General features: G+C 31.6%; 10 protein-coding genes. 1 reads left to right on the top strand and 9 read right to left on the bottom strand.

Annotated elements, in window-relative coordinates:
- Positions 1-104: 104 nt before the first annotated feature.
- The 8 genes from bsdtw1_RS04790 to bsdtw1_RS04755 all read right to left on the bottom strand — a co-directional run bounded on the left by bsdtw1_RS04790 (position 105) and on the right by bsdtw1_RS04755 (position 9,696).
- The gene (locus tag bsdtw1_RS04790) at positions 105-1,100 is read right to left on the bottom strand and encodes an isocitrate dehydrogenase (NAD(+)) (protein WP_183276466.1); all 996 of its coding nucleotides are present in this window, start codon (positions 1,098-1,100) and stop codon (positions 105-107) included.
- Entirely contained in the window at positions 1,093-3,036 is a 1,944-nt protein-coding gene (locus bsdtw1_RS04785) for an aconitate hydratase (RefSeq protein WP_183276465.1), read from the bottom strand. The genes bsdtw1_RS04790 and bsdtw1_RS04785 overlap by 8 nt, the downstream gene beginning before the upstream one ends.
- Positions 3,037-3,162: 126 nt before the next feature.
- A complete protein-coding gene (nifV, locus tag bsdtw1_RS04780; RefSeq protein WP_183276464.1) occupies positions 3,163-4,308 on the bottom strand; it encodes a homocitrate synthase in 1,146 nt (381 codons plus the stop codon).
- A gap of 298 nt (positions 4,309-4,606) precedes the next feature.
- Positions 4,607-5,851 carry a helix-turn-helix domain-containing protein gene (locus bsdtw1_RS04775; RefSeq protein ID WP_183276463.1) on the bottom strand — a complete coding sequence of 415 codons (1,245 nt, stop codon included), beginning with the start codon at positions 5,849-5,851 and terminating at the stop codon, positions 4,607-4,609.
- A gap of 21 nt (positions 5,852-5,872) precedes the next feature.
- Positions 5,873-7,174, bottom strand: coding sequence for a helix-turn-helix domain-containing protein (locus bsdtw1_RS04770; protein WP_183276462.1), 1,302 nt, complete (start codon positions 7,172-7,174; stop codon positions 5,873-5,875).
- Positions 7,175-7,514: 340 nt separating this feature from the next.
- Complete coding sequence (locus bsdtw1_RS04765) at positions 7,515-7,688, bottom strand: hypothetical protein (RefSeq protein WP_183276461.1); 174 nt, start codon at positions 7,686-7,688, stop codon at positions 7,515-7,517.
- 102 nt (positions 7,689-7,790) lie between these two features.
- Positions 7,791-8,687 (bottom strand): ribonuclease H1 domain-containing protein, encoded by an 897-nt coding sequence (locus bsdtw1_RS04760; protein WP_183276460.1) that lies wholly within the window; start codon positions 8,685-8,687, stop codon positions 7,791-7,793.
- A 43-nt stretch (positions 8,688-8,730) separates the two neighbouring features.
- Positions 8,731-9,696, bottom strand: coding sequence for a YkvA family protein (locus bsdtw1_RS04755; protein ID WP_183276459.1), 966 nt, complete (start codon positions 9,694-9,696; stop codon positions 8,731-8,733).
- A gap of 189 nt (positions 9,697-9,885) precedes the next feature.
- Between bsdtw1_RS04755 and bsdtw1_RS04750 the strand changes: the two genes are divergently transcribed.
- The gene (locus bsdtw1_RS04750; protein WP_183276458.1) at positions 9,886-11,634 is read left to right on the top strand and encodes an ATP-dependent metallopeptidase FtsH/Yme1/Tma family protein; all 1,749 of its coding nucleotides are present in this window, start codon (positions 9,886-9,888) and stop codon (positions 11,632-11,634) included.
- A gap of 308 nt (positions 11,635-11,942) precedes the next feature.
- Here bsdtw1_RS04750 and bsdtw1_RS04745 read toward each other — a convergent pair whose 3' ends face one another.
- Complete coding sequence (locus bsdtw1_RS04745) at positions 11,943-12,923, bottom strand: rhomboid family intramembrane serine protease (protein WP_183276457.1); 981 nt, start codon at positions 12,921-12,923, stop codon at positions 11,943-11,945.
- Positions 12,924-12,991: the final 68 nt, after the last annotated feature.

Here is a 12,991-nt window from a genome sequence, read left to right as displayed (position 1 = left end):
AAACTTGCTAACAGTTTCACACTGTCAGCAAGTTTTTTTATTCTTTAGGAAATTATATCTCAATCCTGAAATTTAGCTTAGACAACTCTAGAAATTCCATTCAACTATAATTTTCCACAGATTGCCTCAGCAAATTCAGTGGTTGTAGCACTTCCACCTAGATCTCCTGTAAGAACCTTTCCTTCTAAGAACACTTTAGAAAGTGCAGCTTCTATCTTATCAGCATGGTTATATTCACCTATATGTCTAAGCATCATTATAGCAGATTGTATAAGTGCTGTTGGATTAGCTTTGTTTTGGCCAGCTATATCAGGAGCACTTCCGTGAACAGCTTCAAACACTGCATAATCTCTACCTATATTTGCTCCTGGTATTATTCCGAGTCCACCTACAAGGCCAGCACATAAGTCTGATAATATGTCTCCATAAAGATTAGGCATAACCATAACATCATACTTTTGGGGATTTATTACTAAATTCATCGCTGCAGCATCTACGATTAAATCATTGAACTTAATTTCAGCGTTATTTTCAGCAACTTCTCTTGCGGTATTTAAGAACAATCCATCAGAAAGCTTCATTATATTGGCTTTGTGAACTGCTGTTACTGTTGATCTCTTATTATCTTTAGCATATTTAAAAGCAAATTCCACAATTCTTTGAGATGCAGGCTTTGTTATAAGTTTTATACTTTCAGCACCATAGTCGCCAATTTTGTGTTCAATACCAGCATAAAGATCTTCTGTGTTTTCTCTTACGATAACTAGATCTATATCTGAATATCTTGATTCTATCCCTTTAAAGCTTCTAACTGGTCTAAGATTAACATAAAGGTCAAGATTTTGCCTTAAAGTAACATTAACACTTTTAAAACCCTTTCCTACAGGAGTTGTTATAGGTCCTTTTATTGCAATTTTATTTCTCTTAATAGCTTCTATAACATGATCTGGAAGTGGTGTGCCGTATTTTTCTATCTGAGCTTCTCCAGCCTGAACCTCTTCCCACTCTATTTCTACTCCTGATGCTTCTAATACCATCTTCATAGCATTACTAACTTCAGGTCCTATTCCGTCTCCAGGTATTAATGTTATCTTATGCATTCTCTGTACCTTCTTTCATTAATTCCTTAGTATAGTTAAGCTTTCCACCACTTAGTAGTGTTTCTATTTCTCTTTGAGATAAATCTGCAACTACTGAAAAACTAGTTCCTTTAGTCTTATTTTCTACTTTAAGCTTTCCAGTATATATGTCTTTATCTATATTGTTTATCTCTAACTCATCTAGAAGTTCTAAAGTATCGTAGTCTTCTTCATTCTCAAAAGTCAATGGAAGTATGCCACTGTTAATTAGATTAGCTTTATGAATTCTTGCAAAACTCTTTACTATTACAGCTTTTACCCCTAAATATAATGGTGCTAATGCCGCATGCTCTCTGCTTGAACCTTGACCATAGTTATTGCCACCAACTATAAATCCACCATTATATTCCTTAGCTCTTGCCGGGAAGTCAGTGTCTACCGTATTAAAACAGAAATCTGCAAGATAAGGTACATTTGATCTATATGGTAGTAATTTTGAGTTTGAAGGCATTATATGATCTGTTGTTATATTATCTGAAACCTTTAAAAGATTTTTTCCTTCTAAGCTATTCTTTAAAGCAACTCCATTTGGGAATGGCTTTATATTAGGTCCTCTTACAACTTCAACCTCTGCTGATGTATCAGCTGGCTTTAATATCATAGAATCGTCTAATATAAATCTTTCAGGAAGTTCTATATTTATATCAGCTTTTAATTCTCTCGGATCTGTAAGAACACCTGTTATTGCGCTTACAGCAGCAGTTTCTGGACTTACTAAATAAACCTTAGCTGTTAAAGTTCCACTTCTTCCATAGAAATTTCTGTTGAAGGTTCTTAGTGAAACTCCTTCTGTTCCAGGAGCCTGCCCCATTCCTATACATGGTCCACAGGAATTTTCAAGAATTCTTGCACCTGCACTTATGATATCACCTAAAGCTCCATTACGAGATATCATCTCCATAACTTGTCTTGAACCTGGAGCTATAACTAATGACACATCTGGATGAACCTTATTACCCTTTAAAATCTTAGCTACCTTCATCAAATCTTCATAGGAAGAATTTGTACAGCTTCCAATAGCTACCTGGTCAACTTTAATCTTACCTATAGTTCTTATTTCTTCAACATTATCAGGACTATGTGGCTTTGCAGCAAGTGGTTCTAATTTTTCTAAATCTATAACCACTTCTTCATCATATACAGCATCTTCGTCTGGTAGAAGTTCCTTCCATTCATCTTCTCTACCTTGAGCTTTAAAGTATTCAAAAGTCTTTTCATCACTTGGGAATATAGAAGTAGTTGCTCCAAGTTCAGCTCCCATGTTTGTAATAGTTGCTCTTTGAGGAACTGAAAGTGTTTTAACACCTTCTCCACCATATTCAAAAACTCTGCCTACTCCGCCTTTTACAGTAAGTTTTCTTAAAACTTCAAGGATTACATCCTTTGCTGAAACCATAGGTGATAACTTACCAGTAAGGTTTATCTTACATACCTTTGGAGCGTTTATAAAATATGCTCCCCCACCCATAGCAACCGCTACATCAAGACCACCAGCACCTATAGCTATCATACCTACACCACCCGCTGTTGGTGTATGGCTGTCAGAACCAATTAAAGTATCTCCAGGAGTCGAAAATCTTTCTAGGAAGACTTGATGACAGATGCCGTTACCTGGCTTTGAAAACAGTACTCCGTATTTTGCTGCAACAGTTTGTATATACTTATGATCATCAGCATTTTCGAAACCTTGTTGAAGCATATTGTGATCAACAAAAGCTACAGATCTTTTAGTTTTTACTCTATCTATCCCCATTGCTTCCAATTGAAGGTAAGTCATAGTTCCAGTAGAATCTTGGGTAAGCGTCTGGTCTATCTTTATCCCAATTGGTTCACCTTGAATAAGTTGTCCCTCAACTAAATGCTTTTCTAAAATTTTATATACTAAATTTAATCCCATGTTTATTCCTCCTTGTTCTCACTATTATTGATATACTACTTTGTCATAGCATTAAACCTTAAAAAATTCTTTTAATAATCTATTAGAATTTTAAAATTACTCATATGATAAAGTAGTATATCTATCTTATCTTTTTGAATAGTCTTTATATAACTGTACAAGTTCTTTATCAAAAAGACTTCTTTTTAGCTTTACTGATAATTCTCTTACCATAACAAGAAGTTCATCAGCATCGTGTTGAGTTAGCTCTATATCATACTCTTTAAATTTATTTACAATAGCAGCTTTACCAGAATGTTTTCCAATAACAATTTGTCTTTCTAAACCTACTTCTGAAGGTTCAAAAACTTCATAATTCAATGGGTTCTTAATTGCTCCATCTGCATGTATTCCTGATTCATGTGCAAACATATTAGAACCAACAATTGCTTTCCATGCAGGAAGTTCCCTGCCAGAAGCCTTAGCAACATATTCTGAAGCTTCTTTAAACATCTTTGTATCAACATTTACATCATAGCCGTAAACGTGTTTTAATGCCATTAACACTTCTTCTAATGCTGCATTTCCAGCTCTTTCACCTAGTCCATTTACAGTTACCCCCAAATGAGTAGCGCCACCAGCAAGTCCAGCTAAGGCATTTGCTGTAGCCATACCAAAATCATTGTGAGTATGCATCTCTATATCAAAATTTGTATTATCTCTTAAAAAACTTATTTCTTGTTGTATCTTAGCTGGGTGCATTATACCTACAGTATCACAATATCTAAATCTGTCTGCTCCTGCTTTTTTTGCTGCATTAATGAACTGCACTAAGAATTCATTATCAGCTCTTGAAGCATCTTCTCCATTTACAGAAACATAAAGCCCATTTTTCTTAGCGAATTCAACTGCTTTAAGCATATTTTCAATAACCCATTCTCTAGAAGTCTGTAGTTTATGCTGTATATGGATATCAGAAACTGATATAGAAATAGCTACTGCATCTACCCCACAGTCTATTGATTGCTCAATATCACTGATTACAGCTCTATTCCATGCCATTATACTTGACTTAAGTCCTTTTTTAACTATGGCTTTTATAGCCTGCTTTTCATCTCCACCCATAGTTGGAATACCAACCTCAAGCTGATCCACCCCTAGATCACTTAACATCTCAGCTATGGATATCTTTTCATGGTTTGCAAATACAACACCAGCAGTTTGTTCACCATCTCTTAGAGTTGTATCTACAATATAAATTTTCTTGCCTGTCTCTTTTTCAAAAACAGCCATTTAGAAGCCCCCTTTCATGATTATAAAATAAAATTAATTACTTCCATACATAAATTATTATTTATAGCTTTTACTTATAATATTTTATGTATAGTTGTATACAAAAAACATTATAAATCATTCTATCATATTTATTCCAACAATACTATACTATTTATACTAAATTCATAATTAATTTATTAATTTTTCATATTGTAAATGTAAACGTTGATTTATTATCACTAAATACAAAAACGCCTTAACAATATGATAAATATTTTCTTAATGAATAGATAAAAAAAGAAGCTTTAACATAATGTTAAAGCTTCTTTTCCATACTCATTGCAAGTGTAAAATATTTTATTGCTTCTCTTACTTCACCAATCTCATGATACATATTTGCCATCTCGATGTATCTATTATATCTTTGTGAGTAATTTCCGAACTTCATTAAAGAATCTATTGAAAGATTCATATACATCTCTGATTGTTCGTATAATCCTTTCTTCTGAAAAACGAATGCTTTTAAATAATAGGATCTTTCAATCAATCTGACATTATCGCATCCTATAGCTATGTTTAAAGCTTCGGATGCCATCTCATCTGCAATTTCAAGCTCACCATTTTCAATATAAATGGTGATAGCTTTATTCAATAATTCACAGTAAAAATCCTTATTTTCTTTAGGTAGCATGTCCATAGCTTCACGAACTTCTTTTATACCATTTTCACTATCGTCAATCTTAAAATAAGATTCACCGTAAAAAAGCTTAGCTTTAGCTAAATCCTTAGGGCTTCCCTTAAGAAAATCTGAGGCTTTATTTATGTACTTGCCACTTTCAATGTTATTGAATCTTATAAGGAGACCTCCATACAAGCTTAAAATCTTCCCTTTAATTATTATATCTTCAATTTTTTCATGTTTCTTAATATAATCTCTTAGCAGATTATACGCTAAGTCATCTTTTTTTAATTTTAGGTAGCATTCTGCCTCAGAATAAATTATTTCGGTGACAAAATCCTCTTTTATAACTTGACGGCTTATTCTTAATTTACTGTAATAAGCTAGTGCTTCATTGTATTCCTTATTATCAAAAAAGTATTTTGCCATGTCTTTGTAAAATATATACGCTTTATCAGTTAACTTTTGAGCTACTTCATAATATTGGTTCATCATATCTTGTATTTTTTTATACTTTAGTTCTTCTAAATAATATGTAAAAAGAAGATGCATAAACTCAAAGGCTAATTCTGAATAATTATAGTATGTAGAATAGCTAACACACAACTTTAATTCCTCTTCATAATTATCATTCCTTAAGCCTTGCTTTAACAATTTAAGATTACTTTCTAATTGATCTTTAACATCTTCATTTAAATAATTTATATCTAAATCTAGCTTTTTTGCCACAATTTCTAAAATCCAAGGCTCAGCCTTAACTTTTCCGTTCTCTATGCAACTCATCTTAGAAATAGATATATTTTCATCACATAACTCTTTTAAAGTTATTCCCTTATATATTCTAGCCCTTTTTATCTTTTCACCAGTTGATAAAATCTCCATTCCCCTCACCTATCAAAAAAACTAATTTCTAATTATGCCTAATTTTTTAAAGATTCCTACGCCTTCATCTAAAAATCTAGCTGCTTCAGTATCTTTCTTTTGATCTAGGTAGAATTTACCGAGCATTACAGCAATCTCTCCTGCTTTTTTCAAATTCTCACTATCTTGTGACACCTTAAAGGTATCTAACAAAACTGATTCAGCTTCTAAATAGCTTTCTTTTATGATTAGTACTCTGAACTTAATTAACATAAATTCAATAATATCTGAATAGTTACTTGGATCTAGGTTATCTTCAATATCCTTCATAACAGAGGTGCAACTTGCAATATCTTTTAATTTAATATAATTTTCGCAAATATTAATCAAAGTTTCTGGCAGTCTACTATCCTTATTCTTCTCCCTTAGCTCTTTTGCTATCTCATAATGCTTAAAGGATTCTTCTATGTTTTCAAACTGATAGAAAAGTCTACCTAAATTATTTTCTATGTACGAAACATTTTCCAAGTCCTGTAAGTTCTTATAAACCTCTAAGGTTTTCTTAGAATATTTTATAGCGTTAGCTAAATCACCATTTTTATTGTATTCTTCAGATATTAGTAATAGTGTCTTAGCATACTTTTTTTGATCATATATTTGTTCAAATTTCTGTTTAGCAAGGAATGCATAGTTCATTGAATTTTTAACATCTTCCAGCTTAAAATACGTCTTTGAAATAGTAAAATATATCTCCCCAAGCAAGAAGTCATCACCAATGTTTCTATCTATATACAGTTTTTCTGCTTGTTTAAGATATGATGTTGCAGAATGGTAAGCTTTTAGTTCAAGGGTTATCTTACCTAAATACAAGAAAGTTTGTACCATTTCCTCAAAATTATTATTTTTTATAAAGATAACATTTGCTGAAAGAAAAAACTGTTGTGCTGAAACATTTTCTCCTTTTGCCATATAAATTTTAGCTCTCAAATATAGATTTCTAGCCTTTCTATACTCAAGGCTATATTTCTCTGCATAATAAAGTGAATTTTCTATATATCTTTCTGCTGTAATCGTATCATTGTCTAATATATATGATTCTGCCACCTGCTCAAAATAAGTACATATATTTTCTGCTTGAGTTTCTTCTGATTCCATTAAATATTCTACGGAAGTTTTTAATGTTGCAGCTAGATATTCAAGTAAATCCATAGATGGATTTGATCTTCCTGACTCAACAAGACTTATCTGACCTGGTGTTATTCTATCACCAGCTAAATCCTTTAAAGTCATATCCAATTCTTTTCTTCTTCTTTTTATTTTTTCTCCTAGTGAAAGAATCTCCATACACACTCTTCCTTTTTCCTTAATTATGTAATTTTTTTAGATTTAAAATTATAATTTATTATATCACATAATTCAGCTAATAAAATCAAAACATTACAAACTTCTTCTAATTTTTATTTTATTCTCTACTTTTTCTAAAAAACTTTGTAATATTATATACTTTTACCATTTCTTTTTAATTATTGTAATAACTTTTTTCAAAACTTGTAGTTACTTTAATCCTTAATTTACATTAATTATGCTTATAAAACTTAAATTTAAAACCTTTTTTTATTATTCATAAACAATTACCTAAGTTATATCAAAATAAAAATACTCGAGGAATAGTCCTCGAGTATTTTTATTTGAACAAACCCATCATTCCATCTGCTCTTTCTTCAGCAAGATTCATAACCATTCTTCCTGCTCTTTTTAGAGACTTTTGTGTTTTCCTATCTAGTTGAGGCATTATCATCATTCCAAATGCTGCTCCAACTATTGCTCCAGTAGTTACACCACTCATAAATCTTCCCATATTTTTGCACCTCTTTTTAATAAATTTTCATTTATATTTTGTGCATTTATTTTTAAATTATAAGCTCCAATTTATACCTGTAAAAACTGCTAATTTAATAATCTAAGCTTTATTAAAATGCTTTGCATAAATCTTCTTTGCGTACTCTAAAACTTCACTACGCTTACTTTCTGGAAGTGCTTCTAATATATCATTAATTGAATCAGGTATTTCAATACCAACAGTATCCTGCCCTAAACTTTCATTTTCTATTAAAATGTTATCTGCATACTTTGGTGCAACTTTTTCTATTTCGTATTTTACATTGCTATTCAAGACTCTTAATTTGTTGCTTGATAACCACTTTTCAACTACTTTTTCAGAATCTATTCCTAATTGTTCCTTACATTTTTCATCTACCAATTCATTAAAGAAATCTCCAGTATGACTATCCACTTTGACAAATATAACTTCTATGCCCTTGTTCATCAATTCATTCATCTTTTCATAATATTTCTTCGATGATTCATCTTTTCTTTCCCAAAATCCAGTGGCATGATAACAAATTCCTGCATAGTCATGAAAAATAACTAACTTTTTTTCTCCTGAAAGCAAAGCATACTCTGTAGCTTTTACTGCTGCTTCTAGCTCACCAGCTATTTGTCTTATATTTTTTTCCGAATTACTTTTACCTACTCCACTACCTATGTACTGAACAACATCATTTCTAACAGCTACCACCCCGTAGGCATACTCTTCTGTACTCACGTTGTAGCTTCCATCAACATATGCATGAAGGCAGTCTAATGGATAATTATCTTCACCTTTTTTTAATATATTCCCTTGTTCCTTTAAAAAGGCTTTTGCCTCTTCTATACTTTCAAAACTTTTATATTTTGCTCCCTTTACACCCTTCACCAGCTTTAAGCACTGATCCCAAGTGTTCACTATTAAATCTTGAACTTTTTCATTCTTATTAAAATCAAAACCTTCTTTGATTGCATATACTTTTTTGCCCATTTGTAGCCTCGCTTTTCTTCGTTTTATGGTTTTTCTAAGAATCTTAAACTTCTACAAGTTGGTTAATTGCACTATAAACTTTCTCTATGTTTTTAGCAGCTGTATATCTAGTTAAGTACTCAGCAGAACTTCTAAGTACATCTATAAATTCATTTTTACCTTGCCAGTTTTCTAGTATGATTTCTAGCGGAACATCTTCTACTATTCTGTTAATAGCAAAAAATACCGCACCTAAATCATCAATACCTCCAACAAAAGGTATCTTATCAGGTAAGATATCAAAAGGTAATGTTATATATGCCATAGAAGATATTAGCACAATCTTAGTCTTTTTAGCTACTCTTTTATCTTTCAATAACCTATACACTAAAGCAACTATGTCAGGTATTATAAATAGATAATCTGAATATTTTTTCAACCTCTTAGGTATCTTCTCAGCAACTTTTTCTCTTGTATCAGAATAACTATCCTTAACCTTCTGAACATTGATTAATGCAACTTCCTCTTTTGGTACTTCTTCCTCTATTTTTTCTGTAGTTACCTCAGGTGCCTCCCCTATTCTTTTTAAATCGATAGTTGCAGAATCTATATCAGCTAATATGAACCCTTCTTTCAAGCAAAGATTTCCTACGTTCAAATTTAAAAAAGGAACTAGTCTTAATATACTATTTATATCAATTTTAATTATATCTTTTTTAGCCGATATGCCCATGTACTTAAAATTTTTCAGGCTAAGCTTCAGGGCAAAATTCTTGATAAATTTTAAAATCCCAACCTTCATTATCTTCACTCGTGATATGTTCAGTGTAAGTATATTATTATGTATGCTTATTATCTCAACTTCACCTTTAAATTTTATGTTTACTATTTTCTTAAAGTTTCCCTCTACTTCTATAGTATTCCAAATTTTTATATTCTCAAAACTTAAACCATCAACTTTTACAAAATCATTTAATATGGACATGACATCTTGTCCACTTAATCTAGCTGTAACCTGAGAAACATGCATATGCTCTCCCCCTCTTAACCTATATTTATATAAATACATCCATCTATTGAGTATACATTATTTGCTATATTTTTTAAAGCCAAAACATCCATAACTTACATTGGCAAAAGTTATGATTTTGATTAGACAGTTAAATTTAAAAACGTATAATTTTAATTATGATAAATGATTTAAGGTAGGGGGATACCAATGAATAAATTAAAAAACAAGATGATTATTGTTCCTATATTAACTGCAATAATGTCTTTATCTGCGTTAATATTCTATACCTATTATCTACCTACTACGAAGGTAGAAAAAAACTATTCTGAATTTGTGAAGGATTTAGACTCAAATGTAATATCAAATGTACAAATTAATGACTCATCGAAATTGACGGTATATCTTAAAACTGGAGAAAGCTATCTAGTTGAGAATCCAAACAGTCCAAGCTTTAAAGAAAACCTACTTACAAAAGGAGTTAAGGTTAATAGCTCATCGGCTGCTCCAATACAAAAGACTATTCCTTCAGTCATATTGACTATATCAGTTTTCTCTATAATTTATATGGCAGTTTATAGCGGACGTACATCCACTTCTAACATGACCGTAGTTGATGGTGCTGATGTAAAAGACAGCGAAAAAAAGGGATTCAGTTTTGAATCTATGGCAGGAAATGAAGAAGCTAAGGAAAGTGTTCAAGATATAGTTGATTTTCTTAAAAATCCAGAAAAGTATAAAAAGTATGGAGCAAGATTACCTAAGGGAATAATACTTTATGGTGAACCAGGTACAGGTAAAACTTTACTTGCTAAAGCTGTAGCAGGTGAAGCTGGAGTTCCTTTCTATGCAGTAAGTGGTTCTGATTTCGTGCAGATGTATGTAGGTGTAGGTGCTGCTAGAATAAGAAGTTTATTTAAGAAAGCTAGAGCCAACGGAAAAGCTGTAATATTTATTGACGAAATTGATGCTATCGGAAAAAGAAGAGATGGGGGGAAGACATCAGGCGGAAATGATGAACGTGACCAAACTCTTAATGCTCTTCTAACAGAAATGTCTGGCTTTGGTGAACAAGAAGGCATAGTAATTATGGCTGCAACAAATAGATTAGATATCTTAGACTCTGCATTATTAAGACCAGGTAGATTTGATAGACACGTTGAAGTAATTTTACCTGACGTAAATGCAAGAGAAAAAATCCTTAACCTTTATTTTAAAAATAAACCTATTAACAACATTGATGTTAGAGATTGGGCCAATAAGACAACTTACTTCTCTGGAGCTAAGCTAGAAAGTTTAGTAAATGAAGCTGCTATATTAGCCGCAAAGGAAGATTCTACCTATATAACTGAAGAACATATGGACAAAGCTTTCTCAATAGTAATCGCCGGCCATGAAAAAAATGATAGAAGCTCAATTAGAGATATAGATCGAAAGATAACAGCTTATCACGAGTCAGGACATGCTATAGTTTCACTTATCAAACTTCCTGAAGAAAAGATTTCTAAAGTTACTATAATTCCTACAACTAAAGGAGCTGGAGGATATACCCTTACAATACCTGAGGATTCAGCCTACAAAACCTATAGCTATTTAAGAAAAAGAATTATGGTTCTGCTTGGTGGAAGAGCTGCCGAGGAAATTATTTTTGGTATCGAAAATATAACCACAGGAGCTTATAGTGATATAAGTCATTCAACAAGTCTTGCTAAAGACATGATATCAGAGTATGGAATGGGTAAAAATCTTGGATTACTGAAGATATCAAGTTTAGGTGATTTATCAAATTCTTGTGGAACCTCAGTTATAGAAGAATGTAAAGCTATGATCGATGAATTATATGATGAGACAAAAGAACTTCTACTTGCAAATATTGATAAACTTCATAGTATGTCTCAACATCTTCTTAGTGACGAAACTCTTTATACAGAAGATCTTCATCGTGAAATGTCTAATTAATAATTATACTAGGTCTAATTTAATATAATTACAGTAGTTCATTTTAATAAATTCTTTAGAACTTTTTAATTACTTTAATTTATACCTAAGAAACAAAAAGCAAAAAGACTCTCGATTTATCGAGAGTCTTTTTGCTTAATTAAGGCTATGCTTAAAAATATGAGAAAATCATATTAATTCTTTGCGTAAGCTCATTAAAGCATCGTACGACTAACCTCTTAATTTTCAACACGGTGCTTTAACATCATCTTAATTAAAAAAGGTATCTTTAACTACTAGCTTGTTCTAATTTATTTTACTTAAACAGCTTATACTTCTTGTTGTCTGAATTTTTTATTATCGTATAGTAGAAAAGCTATAACTATACCACCAAGCAGTCCTCCAAAATGTGCAAAGTTATCTATATTACGTGAAGATAGTCCTATTATTATGTTCATTCCTATAACCGTAGCTATTTCGGTTAAAAAATTCTTTCCTATTCTGTTTCTTTCTTTCAAACCAAAAACTACAGCCGCACCAAATAGCCCAAATATAGCTCCTGAAGCTCCAACAGAAACATAAGGCGAAAAAATATAACTTGTTGTAGTTGATAAAATTCCTGCTAAAAAATATATAAGCAAGTATTTCCACTTACCGTATATGTTCTCGATTAGATTTCCTAGTGAATATAATGCATACATATTAAATGCTATGTGAATTATACCTCCGTGTAAAAACATTGCAGTTATAAGTCTATAGTATTGGCCTGATTGAATTAATTCATTTTGCTTGGCACCAAAGTATACAAGCACTGATGTATCTATATCACCAAAGTTACCTGAAACTAATGCAGTAATTAAGAACACTACCACATTTATTACAATAAGACCAAAAGTTATCTTTGATTTACCTTCTAATGATATCTTTTTTGTCCCTCTTTCTGTCATGTCTTTTATGCAATTATATACAAACTCTCCATTTCGCTCATATTGTGTAACCCCGTTACTTCTTCTATCATAAATAACTCTCGAATAAAACACTTGATTTTCAGTTCCACTATAATTGCCATCAGTAATAACTACATTAATCAAAGCAAATTCTTGCCCTTTTTCTCTAAGATAATAGCCTGCGTATTCTGCTGATACAGTTTCATTTTTTTCTTCTGAAACGATTACCGCATAAATCCCACTCTCTATCTCCCTTAAAGCAATCCATCTTTTTTCTTCTAGTGGATTGCAGTAATATTCTTCTACAAAGAACCCTTGTTCCTTCACCAAAAATTGTAATATTGAATTTTCATTTACTTTCATAACTTTCTCCATATTTATTATTTATAAAAAGGACCGCCTAAGCAATCCTTTTTTACTTTACAGGAAAT

It is taken from the genome of Clostridium fungisolvens, assembly GCF_014193895.1.
Taxonomy (GTDB): domain Bacteria; phylum Bacillota; class Clostridia; order Clostridiales; family Clostridiaceae; genus Clostridium_AR; species Clostridium_AR fungisolvens.
The sequence above is the reverse complement of the archived record's forward strand: the minus strand, read 5'-3'. Positions and strand labels throughout refer to the sequence as shown.